At 68.9% G+C, this 20,275-nt stretch carries 18 protein-coding genes; 7 read left to right on the top strand and 11 right to left on the bottom strand.

The window, feature by feature from the left end:
• Positions 1-65: 65 nt before the first annotated feature.
• Together KUM40_RS15410 and KUM40_RS15415 are read right to left on the bottom strand one after the other, a co-directional pair.
• Complete coding sequence (locus KUM40_RS15410; protein ID WP_217166531.1) at positions 66-590, bottom strand: hypothetical protein; 525 nt, start codon at positions 588-590, stop codon at positions 66-68.
• Positions 591-610: 20 nt separating this feature from the next.
• Entirely contained in the window at positions 611-7,726 is a 7,116-nt protein-coding gene (locus tag KUM40_RS15415; RefSeq protein ID WP_217166532.1) for a hypothetical protein, read from the bottom strand.
• Between the two features lie 344 nt (positions 7,727-8,070).
• Here KUM40_RS15415 and KUM40_RS15420 point away from each other — a divergent pair, with 344 nt between their 5' ends.
• Entirely contained in the window at positions 8,071-8,364 is a 294-nt protein-coding gene (locus tag KUM40_RS15420) for a hypothetical protein (RefSeq protein ID WP_308401156.1), read from the top strand.
• 21 nt (positions 8,365-8,385) lie between these two features.
• Here the strand turns inward: KUM40_RS15420 and KUM40_RS15425 are convergent, their stop codons facing one another.
• Positions 8,386-9,387 (bottom strand): NADP-dependent oxidoreductase, encoded by a 1,002-nt coding sequence (locus KUM40_RS15425; RefSeq protein ID WP_217166533.1) that lies wholly within the window; start codon positions 9,385-9,387, stop codon positions 8,386-8,388.
• A 70-nt stretch (positions 9,388-9,457) separates the two neighbouring features.
• On the opposite strand from KUM40_RS15425, the gene KUM40_RS15430 reads away from it, so the two are divergent.
• Positions 9,458-10,471: a GlxA family transcriptional regulator gene (locus KUM40_RS15430; RefSeq protein ID WP_254395153.1), complete on the top strand. Its 1,014-nt coding sequence runs from the start codon at positions 9,458-9,460 to the stop codon at positions 10,469-10,471.
• A gap of 63 nt (positions 10,472-10,534) precedes the next feature.
• Here the strand turns inward: KUM40_RS15430 and KUM40_RS15435 are convergent, their stop codons facing one another.
• The 3 genes from KUM40_RS15435 to KUM40_RS15445 form a co-directional block, all read right to left on the bottom strand.
• On the bottom strand, positions 10,535-12,235 hold the full coding sequence (locus tag KUM40_RS15435; protein WP_217166534.1) for a methylmalonyl-CoA mutase: 1,701 nt from the start codon (positions 12,233-12,235) through the stop codon (positions 10,535-10,537).
• Between the two features lie 92 nt (positions 12,236-12,327).
• Entirely contained in the window at positions 12,328-12,669 is a 342-nt protein-coding gene (locus tag KUM40_RS15440; RefSeq protein ID WP_217166535.1) for a DUF3817 domain-containing protein, read from the bottom strand.
• Between the two features lie 727 nt (positions 12,670-13,396).
• Positions 13,397-14,092, bottom strand: a complete 696-nt coding sequence (locus tag KUM40_RS15445; RefSeq protein ID WP_217166536.1) for a TetR/AcrR family transcriptional regulator — start codon at positions 14,090-14,092, stop codon at positions 13,397-13,399.
• Between the two features lie 83 nt (positions 14,093-14,175).
• Between KUM40_RS15445 and KUM40_RS15450 the strand changes: the two genes are divergently transcribed.
• Positions 14,176-15,339: an NAD(P)/FAD-dependent oxidoreductase gene (locus tag KUM40_RS15450; RefSeq protein ID WP_217166537.1), complete on the top strand. Its 1,164-nt coding sequence runs from the start codon at positions 14,176-14,178 to the stop codon at positions 15,337-15,339.
• 19 nt (positions 15,340-15,358) lie between these two features.
• On the opposite strand, the gene KUM40_RS15455 is transcribed toward KUM40_RS15450, so the two are convergent.
• The 5 genes from KUM40_RS15455 to KUM40_RS15475 form a co-directional block, all read right to left on the bottom strand.
• A complete protein-coding gene (locus KUM40_RS15455) occupies positions 15,359-15,868 on the bottom strand; it encodes a MarR family winged helix-turn-helix transcriptional regulator (protein ID WP_217166538.1) in 510 nt (169 codons plus the stop codon).
• Positions 15,869-15,969: 101 nt separating this feature from the next.
• Positions 15,970-16,383, bottom strand: coding sequence for a DNA-binding protein (locus KUM40_RS15460; protein WP_217166539.1), 414 nt, complete (start codon positions 16,381-16,383; stop codon positions 15,970-15,972).
• Positions 16,365-16,649, bottom strand: coding sequence for a hypothetical protein (locus KUM40_RS15465; protein WP_217166540.1), 285 nt, complete (start codon positions 16,647-16,649; stop codon positions 16,365-16,367). Before KUM40_RS15465 ends, KUM40_RS15460 begins: the two co-directional genes overlap by 19 nt.
• 155 nt (positions 16,650-16,804) lie before the next feature.
• Positions 16,805-17,110: an MTH1187 family thiamine-binding protein gene (locus KUM40_RS15470; RefSeq protein WP_217166541.1), complete on the bottom strand. Its 306-nt coding sequence runs from the start codon at positions 17,108-17,110 to the stop codon at positions 16,805-16,807.
• Positions 17,107-17,451 carry a DUF3817 domain-containing protein gene (locus tag KUM40_RS15475; protein WP_217166542.1) on the bottom strand — a complete coding sequence of 115 codons (345 nt, stop codon included), beginning with the start codon at positions 17,449-17,451 and terminating at the stop codon, positions 17,107-17,109. The genes KUM40_RS15470 and KUM40_RS15475 overlap by 4 nt, the downstream gene beginning before the upstream one ends.
• A 186-nt stretch (positions 17,452-17,637) precedes the next feature.
• Here KUM40_RS15475 and KUM40_RS15480 point away from each other — a divergent pair, with 186 nt between their 5' ends.
• The 4 genes from KUM40_RS15480 (at position 17,638) to KUM40_RS15495 (ending at position 20,274) form a co-directional block, all read left to right on the top strand.
• Positions 17,638-18,270 carry an AIM24 family protein gene (locus tag KUM40_RS15480; RefSeq protein ID WP_217166543.1) on the top strand — a complete coding sequence of 211 codons (633 nt, stop codon included), beginning with the start codon at positions 17,638-17,640 and terminating at the stop codon, positions 18,268-18,270.
• A gap of 2 nt (positions 18,271-18,272) precedes the next feature.
• Positions 18,273-18,923 (top strand): AIM24 family protein, encoded by a 651-nt coding sequence (locus KUM40_RS15485; protein ID WP_217166544.1) that lies wholly within the window; start codon positions 18,273-18,275, stop codon positions 18,921-18,923.
• The gene (locus tag KUM40_RS15490; protein ID WP_217166545.1) at positions 18,920-19,696 is read left to right on the top strand and encodes an AIM24 family protein; all 777 of its coding nucleotides are present in this window, start codon (positions 18,920-18,922) and stop codon (positions 19,694-19,696) included. The genes KUM40_RS15485 and KUM40_RS15490 overlap by 4 nt, the downstream gene beginning before the upstream one ends.
• Positions 19,697-19,797: 101 nt before the next feature.
• The gene (locus KUM40_RS15495) at positions 19,798-20,274 is read left to right on the top strand and encodes a MarR family winged helix-turn-helix transcriptional regulator (protein ID WP_217166546.1); all 477 of its coding nucleotides are present in this window, start codon (positions 19,798-19,800) and stop codon (positions 20,272-20,274) included.
• Position 20,275 lies beyond the last annotated feature (1 nt).

Raw genomic sequence — 20,275 nt, forward strand, 5'->3', positions numbered from 1 at the left:
TACACGAGCACACCTGAAGAAGGGCCACCCACTCACGGGCTGGCCCTTCTTCGTGCTCTCGGCTGTCAACGCACCCAGGTCAGCTCACGAATCGGACCCGACGACTCTGACACTGCCGGATCGCTCCGCAACCAACGCTCGTACGCCCCAACACCTTCCAGATGGACACCGAAATAGTAGGCGGGGTCAGCGAATAGGACGAACGAACCACCGAAGGTGAATTCCACGCAACGGAACACTGCCCGCTGGGAGTCCGAGTCACTGTTGACAACCGCTCGAATCCGCGTGAAGGGGAGTGGAGTGGGGGTTCCCTGAAGAAAGAGTTGACCGTAGGAACACAAGGTGAACTCCTCGTCCTCTCCATCAAGGGCAGCAGGCGCTACTGGCTCGAGCACCCGATGCAAAGCAAGTTGCCCCCCACCGGCGACCGATTCCATGCTCAAATAACCATCCTCCAGAGCGATGTACACCCTGTCTGACAGCGGCATGAATTTAGGAATTCCGTTGTCTCGGTCAAGGAAACCAGGAACATAGACGTCCCAGGCAGTCATTCCTTCTACTAGCTCAAGAAGCTTCTTCAGGTCGCCCACCACTGCACTCCTAGCTGATCTCAGGTCACCATGCGGACTGTCTTGTCGAGCGCCATGCCAGCTTCAAGTAGAGTCCAGAAATTGCCGTTGGTCTCCAGAACGAGGGTCACCCCTTCACCGCGGAAGATCAACCCTGCTGGCTGGTCCTTCTTCAGAGTGCCGAGGCCCTCATAGCGCAGTCGACCAGACCGTATCAGCTCGAAGAGATCGGAGAGGAAGGCCGCCCCCTCGTCTTCCTTCCACTTCGGGTACTTCTTGTTGAGAATCTTCTCCATCAACGCCCTATGCTTTAGATAGTGGGTCCTGAAGTTCCTTCCGGCCGTAACTGCCTTGAGGCAAGGAGCCCCATCATCGGCTGCAGTGACCACTGCGCCACCGGAACGGTACCCGGCGTAAGTGCCGGTGGCGACCTTGCTCCCAGAAGTGCGGACACTCACACCCGTGGCGGCCTTGACTAGGCAGAACGGGGCCTTGTGACCAGCCTTACGAACTTCCTCGATCAGTTTACGAAGCCGATTGAGTGTGCGCTTGCCCCACTCAGCCTTGTCGAAGAACTTTCCGATGCCCGAACTGACCGTGGCGATCGCCTTGCTGACCGCCTTGAACTTCAGGAACACCACCGCGATGGCGGCGACATTGACGAGGGTCCACAGGCAGCTCTCCACGTCCCCCTCACCGAGGCAACGCTTCAAGTCATTGACACCGACGAGCTCCAGCAGGATGTCGGCGCCGTTCGCCTTGATCCACTCGACCACGGTCATGGACACGGCCTTCATGGCCGCGCGATAGTCGTCGACGCACTGCTGGCCGCACTCCGCGAGAAGGATCTCCTCGTCTGAAGCACTGAGGTCGGCCCAGGAGCCGCTTCCTCCCAGGATTGGCGTGTCGCCACCTGCCATGGCGGCCTTGTGCTCAGCCTCCAGTTCCTTCCGTTCCTCCTCCTCGGCACGGGCCGCGGCGTCCTCGGCCTCGTTCGCGTATCCCTGGGCATTGGCCGCCGACTGCTCGGCCTTCGTGGCGTTCTGCTCCGCTTCAGTAGCAACCCCACGGGCGGCCGTGGCGTCCTGGTCGGCAGCGGTGGCCGCCGCTCGTGCGCTCGCCGCGTCGTGCTCCGCTTCCGTGGCCTCGCGGTCGGCCGCGGTCGCGTCGGACTCCGCCTCATTCGCGGCGAATCCCGCATAGAACGCCTCGTCGCCGGCCTGCTGCGCGTACGCGGACGAGTTGTCCGCGGCCGTCTGTGCCGCCTTGGCCGCTGTGGAGGCCTCCTTCGCCGCCGTCTGGGCACGCTTGACCGCGCGTGCCGCGCGCTCGCTGTCCTTGGCCGCGGAAGCCGCCGCTTCGGCCGCCAGTTTGTCGTCGGCCTCGGCCTGCTCCGCCAGGCGCTGTGCCTCGATGGCGAACTCCGCTGCCTCGGCTTGCCTGGCCTCGGCTGCCACTGCCTGCTGCTCGGACAGGGTCAACGCACTCTGGCCACTCAGCACGGCGAACGCGGCGGAGGCATCAGTCTGCTGGTACGGGGTACCGAGGCCGATGGCCTCGTTTGCCGGTGTCGCCACCTGGATGGCGGTGTCCCGCGCCGCAGTGGCGGACAGCGCAGTGGCGTACGCGTAACCCGCGGTCTTGGCGGCCCACTTCGCGGTCTCGACCGCTTCGCTCTTAGCGGCCACCGCTTCAGTCTTGGCGGTCACCGCGGCCTCTGCCGCCTTTTTGGAGTCGGCCTCGGCGTTCTTGGCGTTTGTGGCGGCTGCCTCCGACGCGTCGATCGCCTCGGCCGCTGCGGCGTGGGCATTGGCTGCGGAGCCAGTCGCGGTCATGTAGGCAGCCCACGCGCCGTCCGAAGCCGACCGGGAGCGTTCGGCCGCTGCGTTGGCCCGTGTGGCTGCGGCGCGCGCGTTCTTCGCTGCGGTTGTGGCCTCGTCTGCCGCGTCCCATGCGGCAGCAGCTGCCTTGGTCGCCTCATTGGCCGCAGCGCGCGCCACTACGGCGTTCTCCCGTGCCTCCGTCGCATAGTCCGTCCCCTCGGCTGCGGCCGCCGCCGCTTCCGCAGCCGTTGCACGGGCGAGCAGAGCGTTCTTGTCCTTTTCCGCCTGCACTGCCTTGTCACGGGCAGTCCTCGCATCCGTCTCGGCTTGGAATGCTCCTTCCATATCCGAGAATGCAGCCTCACCCGCCGAGACGGCAGCGTCCTTGGCAGTGCCAGCGACCATGCGCTGTTCCTGCGCCCGTTGCTCGGCCTCGCCGGCCTTGCCACGCTCACTCGCGGCAGTTGCCCTCGCCGCCGCCGCGTTGGCCCGCTCCAGTTCCGCGACCGCGCGCTGTCCCTGCGCCGTAGCCGCCGCTTGCCGGGCCTCTCCTTCCTCCTTCTCCGCCGTGGCCTGTGCGGCCTTGGCGGTCGCGGCGTTGGTCTCAGCCTCTGACGCCTGCTTGTCGGCGCTGTCTGCGGCAGCCTTTGCCTGCTTCGCGGCCTCCTGAGCGGCGACACGGCGGAACTCGGTGTTCACCGCGTGGGCCTCGGTCTTGGCCAGCGCCAGCAATGCCTTCGTCTCAGAGACGGTGGCGTTGGCCGCATTGAGGGCCGTTTCCGTGGTCTTGGCCGCCGCCTGCGCTGCCGCCCCCGACGCGCGGGCGACCTGGACCGACTGCTGGGCGTAGGTCAGACCACGCCCGCGCGGAACGTTGTTGGCGTCGGCGATCTCGTAGGCCTGCTGCTGGGCCGTCACCGTACGGGTGGCGGCGGCGGACGCGGCGGTGGCCTGTTCCTTGGCGGTGGTGACGAGCGCCGCCACCTTGCCTCGTGCCTTGGCCAAGTCCGTGTCGGCCTGTTCGAACAGGGCCTGCTTGGGCTTGAGGATGTTGTCCGGGTCAGCCTTGAGCTCGTCGTGCCAGTACTTCTGCCAGAGCAGGATCTGCTCGGCGAGCCACGCCTGACCGATGGCCTCGATCATGTCGTCCGTGGCAGCTCGCGTGGCTGCCGAGGCGTCGGCCTCGGCCTGCAGGATCGCGGCGCGCGGCGCGGCCTGGGCCGCGTACTCCGAGTTCCACTCGGCGCTCGCCTGAGAGACGACCGCGCTCAGCTTGTTGCGGGGATCGATCGGGTCCGCGCTGTCGCACGATGCCCAGGACTGCTTGAGGTTCTCCACTTCCAGACGGAACTCCACCGAGCCTTCGGTGGGAGCCTTGGTGACGAAGCCGCCGTGCTTGAGATAGGACGCGATGTCGCTGGCGGTGGTGCCGCCTGAGAAGCGGGTGTTGTTCAGGTTCGACTCGCGCAGCATGATGTCCGCCGCGTAGTCGTTCCAAGCGTCCTTGCCTCGGTTTTCCTCGGTCACCTCCTTGGCCCGCGCGATCGCTTCCGAGCCGGCGTTGGTGTGCCCGTCCCAGCCCAGCCGGTTCGCCAGCTCTTCCTGAGTGAACAGGGTGAACTGCAACACCTCCGCTCCGAACTCGGGGGCATGCAGCGTGATGTCGTCGCTGAACGAGCTGAGCGCGTAAGGGCGGTTCGCATCCTCCAGACCGGTCTTGCGACCGGTGAACACGTCCCGGTAGGCGATCGCGTCCGCGACGTCCTGAGCTTTTGCACGGCCCAGGGGTTCGAGCCCGATCCAGCCGATGTCACCGACGATGGTGTGCAGTTCGTCAGCGGTGCCAGTCAGGCCTTCGATGGCCTTGGCCTTCATGTTGGAGCCGCCCGCATGCAGGGCGACTCCCGCGACGCACTGCTCCAGACGGGGAGTGCTGCGGACACTGCTGATCAGCTCGGTCAGCTCGGTCAGCTTGCGTTGGGCGTTGTCGGCGTCGACGAAGATCTGCCTGATACCAGTGCTGACCTTCTCAATGGCTTCGGCGAGCGCGGGGATCCGGCCGACGATGACCGCGGAGGCGGGAATGTCGACGAGGGACCACAGACAGCTCTCAACGTCATCCTCGGCCAGGCACTGCTTGACCTTGGCGACGCCGAGCTGGTCGAGAAGGATCTGACCGCCATGGTTCCCGGTCCACTCCACAACGTTCACGGAGACGGCAGCGAGCGCGGCTCGGTACTCGTCGACGCAGGTCTGACCGCAGGCGTCAAGGAGGATCTGCTCCTCCCGCTCTCCGAGGGCGGGCCAGTTGCCGGCACCGCCCGCGACGGGCGTGCTGCCGTCCTCCAAAGCGTCCTTGTGCTCGGCCTCGTTCTGTTCCCGCTGTTCCTGTTCGGCCTGCTCCGCGGCGTCCTCCGCCGCATTGCTGTCGGCATCGGCGTCAGCCGCCTTGGCTTCGGCCTCCTTGGCGTCCTGTTCCGCCTTCGTGGCGTCGGCATCAGCATCCGCGGAGGCGCTGGAAGCACGGTCGGCAGCCTGAGCGGCCCGAGCGGCGTCGCGCTCGGCCTCTGTGGCCTCGCGGTCGGCCGCCGCAGCCTCAGTTTCCGTCTCGTTGGCGGTGAGGCGGGCGCTCACAGCGTCGTCACCGGCTTGCTGAGCATGATCGGAGGCAGTACCGGCGGCCTTGTCCGCGGCCTGTTGCGCGGTTGTGGCCTCGGTCGCAGATGTCTGGGCTCTGGCGACGGCCTCGACGGCACGCACCGAGTCACTGGCGGCCTGGGCGGCAGCTTCTGCCGCGATCTTGGCATCGCCCAGGGCCTGCTCTGCGGCCTGCTGGGCAGTCTGTGCGGCCTCGGTCGCCTCGGTCGCCTTCGCCTCCGCGGCAGCAGCCTGCTGCTCCGCCAGTGTCTTCGACGACTGGCCGACGAGTACGGCGAACGCCGCCGAGCTGTCCGTCTCCTTGTACGGAGTGCCGACGGCGATCGCGTTGTTGGACGCGGCTATCGCTTGGGTGGCGCTGTCCCTAGCGGCAAGTGCGGACTGCCCCGCAGCGTAGGCGCGGCCCACCGCCGTGCCTACCGTCTTGACAGCGGCGTCGGCCTCAGAGGCGGCAGTGGTGGATTCCTCTGCCGCCTTCTTGGAGAGTTCAGTGGCGTTCTCCGAAGCGGTGGCTGCCGAGTCGGCGCGGAAGGCGGCATCCTGCGCCGCATCAAGTGCCTCGGCTGCCGCGGCGTGCGCAGTCGCGGCGGCGCCAGTTGCGTCCAGGTAAGCGGACCACGCCTTGTCTGCGTTGGCCTGGGCGCGCTTCGCGGTGCCTTCGGCCTTGGTTGCGGCGGAGCGGGCGGTTACCGCAGCACCGGTGGCCTCGTCCGCGGCTGTCTGCGCCGTAGTGGCGGCAGTGGCTGCCTGCCCGGCGGCGGTACGCGCCTTGTCGGCGGCTTCCCGGGTCTCACCAGCCGCTTCTGTACCCTCGGCGGCTGATGCCGCAGCTTCGAGCGCAGCGGCGCGGGCTGCGGTGGCCTGCTTGTTGCGCAGGGCCGCGAAAGCCTTCTCCCGGGCAGTCTGCGCGTCCTTCGCCTTCTCGTCCGCGGTCGTCCGTTTGGTCTTGGCGTCAGTGGCGGCCGTCGCAGCCGCCGTCTTGGCCGTCTCCGCTGCGGTCTTTTGGTTCGTCGCCTCGGTCTCGGCCTCCTTGGCCTTGGCGCGTTCGGTGGCCGCGGTGACCCGCGATGCGACAGCCGTGGCGTGCTCAAGCTCGGCCTTGGCTCGCTGGCTCTGCGCCGTGGCAGCGGCCGTGCGGGCTTGCTCGGCCTCGTCCTCCGCGGTGCTCTGAGCGGTCTTCGCCGTCGTGGCACTGTCGGTGGCAGCCTTGGCCTGAGCCTCCGCTGTGTCAGCGGCAGCCTTTGCCTGGGCGGCGGCCTCCTGTGCGGCAACACGGCGGAACTCGGTGTTCACCGCATGCGATTCGGTCTGCGCCTTGGCCAGCAGCGTGTCGCTGTCGGCGACGGTGGCATTGGCGGCATCCAGCGCCGTCCGGGTCGCCTTCGCGGCAGCATCGGCCGCAGCGCTGGATGCTCGGGCGACCTGTACCGACTGCTGGGCGTACATGAGGCCACGGCCGCGCGGCACATGGTTGGTGTCGGCGATCGCCCACGCTTCCTGCTGGGCGGTTACGGCGCTCTGCGCGGAGGTGCCAGCGGTCTCCGCATGTTGGTCGGCGGAAGTGACCAGTGTGGCGATCTTGTCGCGCGCTGCGGCCAGGTCTGCGTCGGCCTGGTCGTAGAGCGCCTGGTCGGGCTGCCCGAGAGCCTCGGGGTCGACAGCCAGCGTGTCCTGCCAGTACTTCTGCCAGGTGAGAATCTGGTCTGCCAGCCAGGCCTGCCCGATGGCCTCGATCATGTCGTCGGTGGCCTCGCGGGTGGCGGCAGCCGCGTCGGCCTCCGCCTGGATGATGGTTCCGCGAGGGGCCGCCTGGGACGCGTACTCCATCTCCCACTCGGCCATGGCGGTCATCACCAGGCCGTTGAGTACACGGCGGGCGTCGACAGGGTTCTGGCTGTCGCATGCGGCCCAGGCCTGCTTGAGAGCCTCGACCTCGACGCGATACTCAGCCGATCCCTCGACGGGAGCCTGTGTCAGGAAACCGCCGTGCCTCAGGTAGGACGCGATGTCGCTGGCCGTGGTGCCCAGCGAAAAGTCGATGTTGTTGAGTTCCTCATCGCGGAGCATGTCCGCGACGGCGGTGTCGTTCCAGGAGTCCTTGCCGTCGTTCTCCTCTGCGATCTCCCTGGCGCGGGCGACAGCTTCGGCACCGGCGTTGCTGTGCCCGTCCCAGCCGAGCCGATTCGCCAGTTCGTCCTGTGTGTGCAGCGTGAACTGCAGGATGTCGGCGTCGAACTCCGGCGGGTCCCACTCCATGTCGTCGCTGGTGTAGGCGGATTCGACATACGGCTTGTTGGCCTCGTCCAGTGCCGCCGCACGGGCCTTGGACGCGTCGGCGTAGTCGCCGGCGGCAGCGGTGTCGGCGTCTCGCGCCTGGCCGAGTGGCTCGAGCCCGATCCAGCCGACATCGCCCACGATGGCCCGAAGTTCATCGGGTGTGCCGGTCAGCCCCTCAATGGCCTTGGCCTTCATTTCGGCGCCACCGAAGTGAAGTGCCACCCCGGTGAGACAGCGATCGAGTCGGCGTTCCGTACCGATGCTGTTGCGGGTGAGTCCCGTATCTTCCTCTGGTGCCGTGTCGGCTGCGGCCGGTGGAGCCTGTACCAAGCCCATGAGGACGGCTGCTGCGGTGACGAGGGCCGTTCCGCCGATGCTTCTTCGTGCGGCATCGCGCATACGTCGTCGGCGTCTGCCGACGTCTCTGACCGATGGCATTCGTGTCTGCCCAACTGTCGCGGTGTCGTTCGGCAGCATCAACCATGGGCATGACAGGCAGAGCAAAAGACGCGCACCGCCCCCCGCGACACGACACTTCACGGCATGCGCCAGCACTCGCCCCTCCCACGAGCCGGCGCCGCCGCTTACGCATCCGACCCTGCCACGAATGATCTTTCACGGGAAGGTCAAAGGATCTTCACGAACGCTCACAGGTGGCGACATAGAGGACAAATAGCAATCACTCTTGATCGCCTTGTTACCAAAGAGGCGGAACCGCGTCGAAGGGGGTGCCACCTCGCCCCATGCCCAGCTTCTGCCGCTCGACGATCGACGCGCGGATGCTCGCACAGCGCGTCGTCGGGGGACGCCCCGAGCAACCAGCCCCCGAGACCTACCCGGCCGAGGCCGCCTGCGCGGCGGACCTCATCTTCGACGTGGTGGCAAGCGCGGTGGTGCACCGCACACTGGTCAGCGCCCGGGTCTCGGACGGGCAGTGGGTGCGGGGCCCGACACAGGTGCTGCTGTGGGGTCTGGCCGGCGCGGCCGAGGAGAACACGGAGACCGTGCCGAACCCACAACCGGCCGCGCCCCCGTAGGACGCGGTCGGCCCGAGCCGCTCAGCGCACGGTGACGACCAGCTTTCCCGTGGTGCGACCTGTCTCTCCCTGGGCGTGCGCCCGGGCGCCTTCGGCGAGCGGGAAAGTGCCGGAGACGTGGGCGCGCAGGCGGCCACGTTCGACGAGTTCGGCGATGGCGCGCATCCCGGCCCGGTCGTGCTCGACGAGCAGGCCGACGGCACGAACCCCGGCCTTCTCGGCCGCGGCCCCGGTGTCCGCGTCCCCCGGCAGCAGGGACACGACGACGCCGCCGGGGCGGAGCACGCCCACGGACCGGGTGGCGGTCTCCCCGCCGAGGGCGTCGAGGACGACGTCGTAGCGCTCGGCGGTGTCGGTGAAGTCCTCGGTGCGGTGGTCGACGCAGGCGTCGGCCCCCAGCTCGCGCAGGAAGTCGTGCTTGGGGGCGCTCGCCGTCCCGGTGACGTGCGCGCCGCGCTCCTTGGCGAGCTGTACGGCGAGGTGACCGACGCCTCCGGCCGCCGCGTGGATCAGCACGCGCTGCCCGGCCCGGAGGTCCGCGGTGTCGACGAGGGCCTGCCAGGCGGTGAGCGCGGCCAGCGGCAGGGCGGCCGCCTGGATGTGGTCGATCCCGGCGGGCTTGACGGCGAAGGCACGGGCCGGTCCGGTCACGTACTCGGCGTGGGAGCCGGCCCCGTGCGGGTAGGGCAGCATGCCGAACACTTCGTCGCCGGGCCGGAAGAGAGTGACGCCGAAGCCGGTCTGCACGATGGTGCCGGAGACGTCCCAGCCGAGGGTCAGCGGCGGGGGCGGCAGGAAGATGCTCAGGGCGCGGTGCTTGAAGTCCGTGGGGTTGAGGCCGGCCGCGTGCACGGCGACGAGGATCTCGCCGGGGCCGGGTGCGGGCCGGGGCAGCTCGGTCAGCCGCAGCACCTCGGGCCCGCCGAGGGTCGTCTGGTGCAGGGCGAGCATCACGGGGGCGGCGTCCGGGGAGGCAGCCGGGTCCGGGGAGGCGGGGTTCGCAGAGGTGTCCGTCGAGGTCATGCCCCGATCCTGGCCGTACGGTGCAGCCCGGGGCGATGGCAAGAAGGTCATCTTCCGATACATTTCTGCCATGCTCATCGACTCCGCCGCCCGCGCGGCCGAACTGGAGCGCTGCATGCGCCCGGACCCGCGGCCCGGCGCCCACCGGGTCGTCGTCCTCGCCCTGGACGGCGTCTACCCCTTCGAACTCGGCATCCCACACCGGGTCCTGGGGTCGGCCGACGGCCGCTACGAGGTGCTGTCCGCGAGCGTGGACGGTCGGCCCGTGCGCACCGACTCGGACCTGACCGTCACGCCCGGACACGGTCCCGAGGTGCTGGCCGGGGCGGACACCGTGGTCGTCCCCCCGTACGCCGTCACCGCCGCCTCGGCCGCCACCCCGGACCCGCGGGCCCTCGCCGCTCTGTCCCGCGTCCGCCCCGGCACCCGGCTGGTGTCCATCTGCACCGGCGCCTTCCTGCTGGCCGCCGCCGGTCTGCTGGACGGGCGCCGGGCCACCACCCACTGGGCGCTCGCCGACCACTTCCGGGAGCTGTTCCCCCGGGTCGAGCTGGACGCCGACGTGCTCTTCGTCGACCACGGCGACCTGCTGACCTCCGCGGGCGCGGCGAGCGGCGTCGACGTCTGCCTGCATCTGGTGCGCCAGGATCACGGCAGCGAGGTGGCGGGCGAGGTCGCGCGTCGCTGCGTCGTGCCGCCGTACCGGGACGGCGGGCAGGCGCAGTACATCGAGCGGCCGCTGCCACCGGCAAGCGCGACCGGCACCGGTCCGACCCGCGACTGGGCGCTGCACCGGCTGGCACAGCCCCTCTCGCTGGCCGAGCTGGCCGCACACGCGGCGATGAGCACTCGCACCTTCGCCCGGCGCTTCCGGGAGGAGACCGGCCTGAGCCCCGGCCGCTGGCTGACGCAGCAGCGGCTGCGGCGGGCGCGGCACCTGCTGGAGTCCAGCGACCTGCCGGTGGAACGGGTCGCCCACGAGGTCGGCTTCGCCACCGCCACCTCGCTGCGACGGCACCTGGCGGCGGAGGCCGGGGTCGCCCCGTCGGCGTACCGGCGCACGTTCCGCGCCTCGGGTGCGTAGAGGGCGAGGCGTATCAGGCGGTCCGTAGGGGGGCACCCCCGGCGTCGACCCCCTCCCCCCCCCTCAGAACCCCGCCGGCTCCGTGTACACCCCCCACTCGTCGCGCAGCACGCCGCAGATCTCGCCCAGCGTCGCCTCGGCGCGCACCGCGTCCAGCATCGGTCCGATCATGTTGCCGCCGGAGCGGGCCGCGGCGAGCATGCCGTCCAGGGCGGTGCGTACGGCCGCGTCGTCGCGGGCGGTCTTGCGCTCGCCCAGGGCCCGCACCTGCTCGCGCTCGACCTCGTGGCTGACCCGCAGGATCTCCAGGTCGCCGGTGACGGAGCCGGTGTGGACGTTGACGCCGACGACCCTCTTGTCGTCCTTCTCAAGCGCCTGCTGGTAGCGGAACGCGGACTCGGCGATCTCGCCGGTGAACCAGCCGTCCTCGATGCCGCGCAGGAGACCGGAGGTGATCGGCCCGACGGGGTGCTGCCCGTCGGGGTGGGCGCGCAGCCCGCGCTCCTTGATCTGCTCGAAGATCTTCTCGGCGTCGGCCTCGATGCGGTCCGTCAACTGCTCGATGAACCAGGAACCGCCCAGCGGGTCGGCGACATTGCCGACGCCGGTCTCCTCCATCAGCACCTGCTGGGTGCGCAGGGCGATCTCCGCGGCCTGCTCGCTGGGCAGGGCGAGGGTCTCGTCGAGTGCGTTGGTGTGCAGGGAGTTGGTGCCGCCGAGCACGGCAGCCAGCGCCTCCACGGCGGTGCGCACGACGTTGTTGTACGGCTGCTGGGCGGTGAGCGAGACGCCGGCGGTCTGGGTGTGGAACCGCAGCCACTGCGCCTTGTCGGTCTGCGCCCCGTACACGTCGCGCATCCACCGTGCCCAGATCCTGCGCGCCGCGCGGAACTTGGCGATCTCCTCGAAGAAGTCGAGGTGCGCGTCGAAGAAGAAGGAGAGGCCGGGCGCGAAGACGTCCACGTCAAGGCCGCGGCTGAGCCCCAGCTCCACGTACCCGAAGCCGTCCGCCAGCGTGTACGCCAGCTCCTGCGCGGCCGTCGAACCGGCCTCGCGGATGTGGTACCCGGAGACGGAGAGCGGCTTGTAGGCGGGGATGCCGGCCGCGCAGTACTCCATGAGGTCGCCGATGAGCCGCAGGTGCGGCTCGGGCTGGAAGAGCCACTCCTTCTGGGCGATGTACTCCTTGAAGATGTCGGTCTGCAGCGTGCCGTTGAGGACGGACGCGTCGACGCCCTGCCGTTCGGCGGCGACCAGGTACATGCAGAACACGGGCACGGCGGGCCCGCTGATCGTCATGGAGGTCGTCACGTCGCCGAGCGGGATGTCCTGGAACAGCACCTCCATGTCGGCGGCCGAGTCGATGGCCACCCCGCAGTGCCCGACCTCGCCGAGCGAGCGCGGGTCGTCGGAGTCGCGGCCCATCAGGGTCGGCATGTCGAAGGCGACGGACAGACCGCCTCCCCCGTTCCGGAGGATCATCTTGTAGCGCTCGTTGGTCTGCTCGGCGTTGCCGAAGCCGGCGAACTGCCGGATGGTCCACGTACGCCCTCGGTACCCGGTCGGATGCAGGCCCCGGGTGAAGGGGTACTCCCCCGGCCAGCCGATCCGCTCGAAGCCCTCGTACTCGTCCCCCGGCCGGGGACCGTACACCGGCGCCACGGGGTCTCCGGAGAGCGTGGTGAAGTCCGCGTCGCGCTTGCGCGCCGCGTCGTACCGGGCCTGCCAGCGAAGGCGGCCCTCCTCTATGGCGTGAGCGTCCATACCCCCAATTTACTAGGACGTCCAAGTAAATGTCGATGGGGGGCCGCCGTACGGGTGCCCGTACGGCGGTGAGAGAACCGGTGAGCTCCTGGTTACGCCTTGACGGCGGCGGGCGCCTCGGTGGCGGCGACCTTGACCTCCAGCTCCCGGCTGATCCGGCGCTCCACGAAGAAGGCGGCCGTCGGAACGGTCCCGGCGAGCAGCACCCAGAGCTGCTTCTTCACCGGCCACTTCGCCTTGGACCCCAGGTCGAAGGCGAAGACCAGATAGATCACGTACAGCCAGCCGTGGGCGATGCTGACGACCTGGGTGAAGTCGGCGGCGCCGCCCAGATCCAGGACATACTTGGCGATCATGCCGAGGCACAGCGCGATCAGCAGCACACCAGTGACATACGCCATGACCCGGTAGCGGGTCAGCACGCTCTTTTTCATGCGTCCGAGCGTAACCGTCCGTTCCGGGAGATCTTGCCCCGGGTCACCCGTCGAGCGGCAGCGGTGCGCTAGTAACCGGTGGTGACCAGTGGGTGATCAGCGAGTGGCACCCTCCGGCAGTCAACGACACAGTGAGTGGGCGAAGGCGCACAGGAAGTGCACAAGGGCATCGCGTGGGTAAAGAGCGCCACCCCTGGGCCGGGCGTGCTCGGAAAGATCGAGCGAGGCGACCGCCCGCTGACACAGGGCATGGGCGCGGCATTGTCCAACGCTTTCGGGCCGACCTGGCCCGAGTGACGCAGCGGTTGCCCGGTCTGCTGCATGGGGTGCAGAACCGCGCGCATGCGACGGGCCTCCCGGAGCACTGGGCGCGGGTCGCCGACGTCTACAGCGCCATCTGCTGGCTTGCCGCGCGGCACCGGTGGATGACGCCGGCGGAATTGGCGGTGGTCAAGCAGCAGCAGGCGGCGGAGCGGGCGAACGCGTTGGCCCGTGCTCTCGCCGCCCGGGATCAGGCCGGCACGCTCCTCAACGGTGGAGACTTCGCCGACGGTCTCGCGATGGTCGACCAGGCGGTGGTGGAGGCCGAGGCACCGCCGCCCGATCCCTCTGCCCTGTCATCGATGCCGCCGCTGCCGGCACCTGTGACAGCGATGACTTCGACCTGCACGCAGTCGAAGACGGAGGCGGAGGCGGAGGCGGAGGCGGTATCAGGCGGACTCCGAGGTCACCCGGTGTGGGTTACGCCGCGGACGATGACGGCGACTTCCTCGGCGAACGTCTCGGCGGGGTCGCCCTGCGGTTTCCCGTGGAGAATCCGCTCCGTCGTCGGATAGCGCCCGGTCGCGAGCTGACGACCGAGGTAGGCCCCGACCGACGCCTGCCACTGCGTCTTTTCCGCGCCGCTCTCCCGGCTGACGCGCCGTTCGCTGACCTCGTTGCGGACTGCGCCGACGAGATAGGCGTTGAAGACACCGAGGGCCACCATGACACGGTCGGCGCCGTCCGGTCCCAGGGCGCGAGCCAGGGCGGCGGCGGTGGCCTCCATCACCGTCAGGGCGTTCGGGCCCAGGTGTGGTCTGCCGCCGATCAGCTCGACGAACCACTCGTGCCGCAGGGCGCGGTCCCGGGTGGTGACGGCGATCGCGAGGAGAGCCTCCTCCCACTCGGGGGAGTCGTCGAGTGCGGCCGCGATCTCGCCGTAGACGGCGTCGGCCATCAGATCGAGCAGTTCGTCCTTGGTGGCGACGTAGCCGTACAGCCGCATCGGGCTGACCTGTAGTTCGGCGCCGACCTTGCGCATCGACAGCCCGGACAGTCCCTCGGCGTCGGCCAGGGCGACAGCGGTCGCCACGATCCGGCGCCGGTCGACGGGGGCTGCCGTGCGGCCGCGCGGTTCGGGGCGCTCCCAGATCAGCTCCACAGCCCCACCGTACGCGGTGATCGTTCCGTACGGTGTACGGTAATTTCCGTACGCTGTACGGAAACCGGATGACTGGAGGACACATGGACGCGATCGATGTGAACGATGTGAACGATGTGAACAAGAAGCCGCGGATCGCTGTCGTCGGCGGCGGGATCGGCGGACTGGTGCTGGCGGGGATGCTCGACCGGCAGGGGACAGCGGCCACCGTGTACGAGCGGGACACCGGCATCGACGCCCGCGCGCAAGGCGGCTCACTCGATCTGCACCCCGAGTCGGGGCAGCGCGCTCTGGAGGAGCTGGGGTTGGCCGACGCGTTTCAGGCCGAGGCCCGGCCCGAGGGCGAGGCCCTGCGGATTCTCGACCCGGCCGGCAACACCGTGATGGAACACGCCCCCGAGCCGGGCAGCGGCAGCCGGCCGGAGATCGACCGTGGCGCTCTGCGGAAGCTGCTGATGTCCAGGGTGCCGGACAGCGCCATGAGCTGGGGACGTCAACTGACCGGCACCGAGGAGCTGTCCGCCGGCGGCCACCGGCTGTTCTTCGCCGACGGCAGCCGGACCGACTGCGATCTCCTCGTCGGCGCGGACGGCGGGCGCTCCCGCATCCGCGCCCTTCTCACGGACGCGCAGCCGGCCCACCTGTCGGCCTACCTCCAACTGACGATCCTTGACGCCGATCGGCGTCAGCCGCACGTGGCGGAGTTCGTCGGACCGGGCAGCCTCATGGCCCTGGGCAACAACCTGAACCTGGGAGCGCAGCGGTCCGGCGACGGCAGCATCCGCGTCTCGGTGACGATCCGCACCGACGCCGGCTGGATCGACCGGCAGCACTTCGGCAACGCCGAATGGGCCGACACCGTGGCGCGTCTGCACGGCCTGTTCCCCGACTGGGCCCCTGAGTTGACCGGACTGATCGACGCCTGCGACCCCGGATCGCTCATCGGGCGAAACATCGACGCCCTGCCGGTCGGCACCCGGTGGCAGTCACGCCCGGATGTCACTCTCCTGGGAGACGCCGCACACCTGATGCCCCCGGTGGGTGACGGCGCCAATCAGGCGATGCTGGACGGCATCCTGCTGGCCCGGGCCATCACGGAGAACAACGACGATCCTGCTGCGGCCGTCACCGCCTACGAGGCAGAGATGTTCGACCGTACGGCGGAGATCGCGGAAGGGTCGGCGCGGATGGAGAAGATGGGCCTCGCGCCCGACGCGGCCGAGCGGCTGACGTCCTTCTTCGACTAGGACGCTCCGAGCAGCCGGTCTAGTCCTCCTCGAAGTCCCCCGCGGCCACCCGCAGCGGCCTGAGCATCGCGAAGATCTCGCCGCACTCCTCGGCGTCGTACGCGCCCAGGCCGAAGTCCATCCCCATCAGGTCACGGGTGGCCGCCTCGACGACCTCGCGGCCCTTGTCGGTGATGGAGGCGAGCGTGCCGCGCCCGTCGTTGGGATTGGGGCGCTTGTCCACCAGGCCGGACCGCACCAGGCGGTCGACGGTGTTCGTCACCGAGGTGGGGTGCACCATGAGGCGCTCGCCGATCTTGGACATCGGCAGTTCGCCCGCCTTGGAGAAGGTGAGCAGCACCAGCGCCTCGTACCGCGCGAACGTCAGCCCGTACGGCTTGACGACCGCGTCGACCTCGGCCAGCAGGATCTGTTGCGCCCGCATGATCGAGGTGATGGCGGCCATGGAGGGCACGCCGCCCCAGCGCTGCTGCCAGTGCTCGTCGGCACGGGCGATGGGGTCGAAGGAGAGGCTGAGGGGCTTGGACACGGCAATAGACCTTACCGGCCGGTCACATGCCGGTCAGCCCCGTCTCGCCTTTCGATACCGGAACCCGAAGTCGTCAGGTGAAAGTGCACACGATGGCCGCCTCACACGGCCACGAGCCGGACCCGGTCCCCGCAAAGCTTGGTCATGTCGTCGATGTCGGATGTCAGCATGACCACTGGACGCTGCTGCCGCAGTGCGGCCTCAGCCACGGCCGCAGCGATGGCGTACTTGTGACCATGCAGGCCGACGCCCATCAACAGGGCCGAGGCCTCCTTCGCCTCCTCATCTCCGACCGGGATCACACGAAGGCCGGACAGCAGCCAGCTCAACCGAGCCTTATTCGTGCGGGCGTGTACGGCCCCGATGATGGTGAGCGCGCAGATCACCACCTCCATGCCTCGCGCCCGCGCCTCCGCGACCAAGGCCACCACGGTCTCGTCATCGGCGAGCAGTTTGGAGAGCCCCTCGCTGTCCAGGACCAATGTCCCCTCGTGGTTCAGCTTGCGGCGGGCCACTGGCCCTCCTCCACAAACACCTCGTCGAACACCTGCCGCGCCCTCTGCCGCGCCTGCTCGGACACAGGTCCCACTCGGCTCTCGTAGTCGGCCAGGTACTCGTCCAGCACCTGCCCCCGCAGCTCCCGCTCGACGGCCGCGGCAATGAACGCGGAGAACTCACGCTTACCGACTCGGGCCCGGATCGCCTCTGCCGTCCCCTCAGGCAGAGACAGGCTGACACGGGTCGCCGGCCCCTCACCGATGCTGTACGTCGTCTCAGACATGGCCTCATTGTGTCAAACGAGTAGGAAACCAGAAAGCGCTACACAACCCGGTCCGCCTCCAAGAGATTTGCGCCCCAATCGACACAAAAACACCCCCTGACCACGTTTCCACAGGTCAGAGGGGTCTTGAAACTGAGCCCAGGAGATTCGAACTCCTAGGACCCCTCCTGACCGGCGAGGTGTCGCTCCACCGTGGCCACCTTCGAGGTGAGGCCGTCGGTCACTCCGGGGCGGATGTCCGCCTTGAGGACCAGGGAGACTCGGGGTGCCCGTGCCTCGACGGCGGCGACGGCCCGCCGGACGACGTCCATCACTTCCGCCCACTCGCCCTCGACGGACGTGAACATCGCGTCGGTGCGGTGGGGCAGGCCGGACTCGCGGACCACGCGGACGGCGTCGGCGACGTACTCCCCCACGTCCTCGCCGACGCCGAGCGGCGTCACGGAGAAGGCGACGATCATGCGCCCACGACCCCTTCCTGGCGGGCGCGGGAGGCGATGACCGCGCTCTCGGCCTCGCGCTTGAGCTTGCGCTCGGCGAAGAAGCCGCCGGTCGGCAGGACCGACAGGACGAAGTAGAGGGCGGCGGTCTTCAGCGGCCACTTGGCGCGGTTCCAGGCGTCCGCCCAGAAGATCACGTACAGGACGAAGAGGACACCGTGGATCATGCCCATCGCCGGCACGGCGTTGAAGTCAGTGGTCCGCTTCAGCACGGAGCAGACGAGCAGGAGGAGGAACGAGATCGCCTCGGGGCCCGAGACCAGGCGGAGGCGGCGGAGGGCGGAAGCGGTCTTGAGGTCCACGGGTCACCTTCGGTGGGGAGTCATCGGACGTCGACGGGCTGGGCGCTCGCCGGATGCTTTGTGAACACACGCACAAGCGCGCGTCCATTGTGGCAAACCCCCCGGCGCGCCCGGGCGAGGGGGTCGCAGCGCGCCGGGAAGCACTGTCGGACCGCCCCGCCGACGGCTACGGTCGCATTTGTGGCGATGTTCCGACTTCAAGGAAGCAAGGTACTCGCCGTCGACATGACCGGAGACGCCGTCAAGGCGAAGAACGGCTCGATGGTCGCGTACGACGGGGAGATGGCCTTCAAGAAGCTGAGCGGCGGCGGTGAGGGCATCCGGGGCATGGTGACCCGGCGGATCACCGGCGAGCAGATGACGGTGATGGAGGTGAGGGGACAGGGGACCTGCTGGTTCGCGGACCGGGCCTCGGAGATCAGCCTGGTGGGTCTCCAGGGCGACAAGCTGTACGTCGAGTCGAGCAACTTCCTGGCGGCGGACGCCGGGCTGCGGACCGGTACCAGTTTCACGGGCACGCGCGGCGCGTCCCAGGGCAACGGGCTGTTCACCACGACGATCGAGGGGCACGGGCAGGCGGCGATCATGTCCGACGGTCCCGCGGTGGTGCTGCGGGTCAGCGCGCAGTACCCGCTGACCGTCGACCCGGGCGCGTATGTCGCGCACCAGGGGGACCTGCGGCAGTCCTTCCAGTCGGGTGTGACGTTCCGCACGCTGTTCGGGGAGGGCGGCGGGGAGGCCTTCCAGATCCGCTTCGAGGGCGACGGACTGGTGTACGTGCAGCCGAGCGAGCGGAACACGATCGCGGGGGATGTCTGACCATGGCCTTCGAAGAGATCAATTCCAGGATGGTCCGGGCGGTCGTCTCACCCGGGCAGCGGTTGTTCAGTCAGCGCGGCGCCATGCTCGCCTACCAGGGCGAGGTGTCCTTCACCCCGAATCTGCGCGGCGGCCAGGGCGGCGTCATGTCGATGATCGGGCGCCGGGTGGCGAACGAGGACACGCCGCTGATGACCGTCGAGGGCAGCGGCACCGTGTTCTTCGGGCACGGCGGCCACCACGTCCAGGTGATCAACCTCGCGGGCGACACCCTGTACGTGGAGGCGGACCGGCTCCTCGCCTTCGAGGGCTCCCTGGAGCAGGGCACGGTGTTCCTCGGGTCGCAGGGCGGGGTCATGGGCATGGTCCGGGGCCAGGTGAGCGGGCAGGGGCTGTTCACCACCACCCTCAAGGGACACGGCTCGGTGGCGGTGATGGCCCACGGGGGCGTCTTCGAGGTGCCCATCACCCCGCAGCGTCCGGTGCGCGTCGATCCGCAGGCGTACGTCGCCCACCACGGTGACGTACACAACAAGCTGTCGACCGCCCTGGGCTGGCGGGACATGGTGGGGCGCGGCTCCGGCGAGGCGTTCCAGCTCGAGCTGAGCGGCAGCGGCACGGTGTTCGTCCAGGCGTCGGAGGAGAAGCTGTGAGCACGGTCCACCACGACCCGGCGACGCTGCCGGCCGACGACAACGTCAACGCGTACACCTTCTGCGTGGAGCTCAAGGGGAGCCAGTGGTTCCTGCAGAAGGGGAAGATGATCGCCTACTACGGGACGATCGATTTCAACGGGATCGGGCACGGGCGGCTGGACCGTCTGGTGCGTACGTCGTTCCATTCGCCACTGCACGCGAGCGACTGGGTCGTGGCGGAGGGTTCGGGCAAGATGCTCCTCGCCGACCGGGCCTTCGACGTGAATTCGTATGACCTTGCGGACGGCAACCTGACCATTCGCTCGGGCAACTTGCTTGCTTTTCAGCCAAGTCTCGCGCTCAAGCAGTCGATCGTGCCGGGTTTTCTGACGCTCATCGGAACCGGAAAGTTCGTGGCCGCGTCGAACGGTCCGGTGGTGTTCCTGGAACCGCCGATCCGGGTGGACCCGCAGGCGCTGGTCGGGTGGGCCGACTGCCCGTCTCCGTGCCACCACTACGACCACGGGTACATGACCGGCCTGATGGGCGGTCTACGTGCGATGACGGGGCTCGGCGGGGCCTCCGGGGAGGAGCACCAGTTCGAGTTCGTGGGGGCGGGGACGGTGCTGCTGCAGTCGAGCGAGGCACTGATGGCGGAGCAGGCCGCGGGGGCTCCGCCGCAGCAGGCCGGAGTGCCCGGGGGTGGGGCTTCCGGAGCGCAGGGAGGCCGGTCGGGGGTACCGGGGCTTCCCGGACAGCTAGGGGACCTCCAGCGCCGCTTCGGGCTGTGAGCGGTAATCTGCGGAGTGTGACATCGAACGCGTGCGCACCGTCACCGTCACGGAAAACCCCTCACTAGTTCGCCTTTCAACCTTTTAGGTAGACTTCATTCATGGAGACCGAGACGGCCACCCGCTGGCTGACCGATACGGAGCAGTGTGCTTGGCGCACCCACCTGGAGGTCAACAGGCTGTTGACGCACCAGCTCGAGAAGGACCTGCAGCCGTTCGGCCTGACAATGAACGACTACGAGATCCTGGTGAACCTCTCCGAGTCGGAGGACGACAGGATGCGGATGAGCGACCTGGCCACCGCCACGATGCAGTCCAAGAGCCGCCTGTCCCACCAGATCACCCGCATGGAGAACGCGAACCTGGTCCGTCGGGAGAACTGCGAGTCCGACCGCCGTGGGCTCTTCGCCGTCCTCACCGAGCACGGCATGGAGACGATGCGGAAGGTCGCGCCGCACCACGTGGCATCCGTCCGCAGGCACTTCATCGACCTGCTGGCCCCGGAGACCCTGACGGAGCTGGACAAGGCGCTCAAGCCCATCGCGGAGCACCTGCGCGGGCAGCGGGGGCGTTCCTGAC

It is taken from the genome of Streptomyces sp. AC512_CC834 (genome assembly GCF_019049325.1).
GTDB lineage: Bacteria > Actinomycetota > Actinomycetes > Streptomycetales > Streptomycetaceae > Streptomyces.

Excerpts from the sequence above, each read along its gene's own strand:
- KUM40_RS15435 (WP_217166534.1), bottom strand. The coding sequence starts at position 12,235 with ATGGACGCTCACGCCATAGAGGAGGGCCGCCTTCGCTGGCAGGCCCGG.
- KUM40_RS15480 (WP_217166543.1), top strand. The coding sequence starts at position 17,638 with ATGTTCCGACTTCAAGGAAGCAAGGTACTCGCCGTCGACATGACCGGA.
- KUM40_RS15420 (WP_308401156.1), top strand. The coding sequence starts at position 8,071 with ATGCCCAGCTTCTGCCGCTCGACGATCGACGCGCGGATGCTCGCACAG.
- KUM40_RS15425 (WP_217166533.1), bottom strand. The coding sequence starts at position 9,387 with ATGACCTCGACGGACACCTCTGCGAACCCCGCCTCCCCGGACCCGGCT.
- KUM40_RS15495 (WP_217166546.1), top strand. The coding sequence starts at position 19,798 with ATGGAGACCGAGACGGCCACCCGCTGGCTGACCGATACGGAGCAGTGT.
- KUM40_RS15470 (WP_217166541.1), bottom strand. The coding sequence starts at position 17,110 with ATGATCGTCGCCTTCTCCGTGACGCCGCTCGGCGTCGGCGAGGACGTG.
- KUM40_RS15440 (WP_217166535.1), bottom strand. The coding sequence starts at position 12,669 with ATGAAAAAGAGCGTGCTGACCCGCTACCGGGTCATGGCGTATGTCACT.
- KUM40_RS15450 (WP_217166537.1), top strand. The coding sequence starts at position 14,176 with ATGGACGCGATCGATGTGAACGATGTGAACGATGTGAACAAGAAGCCG.
- KUM40_RS15465 (WP_217166540.1), bottom strand. The coding sequence starts at position 16,649 with ATGTCTGAGACGACGTACAGCATCGGTGAGGGGCCGGCGACCCGTGTC.
- KUM40_RS15485 (WP_217166544.1), top strand. The coding sequence starts at position 18,273 with ATGGCCTTCGAAGAGATCAATTCCAGGATGGTCCGGGCGGTCGTCTCA.
- KUM40_RS15415 (WP_217166532.1), bottom strand. The coding sequence starts at position 7,726 with ATGCGCGATGCCGCACGAAGAAGCATCGGCGGAACGGCCCTCGTCACC.
- KUM40_RS15430 (WP_254395153.1), top strand. The coding sequence starts at position 9,458 with ATGCTCATCGACTCCGCCGCCCGCGCGGCCGAACTGGAGCGCTGCATG.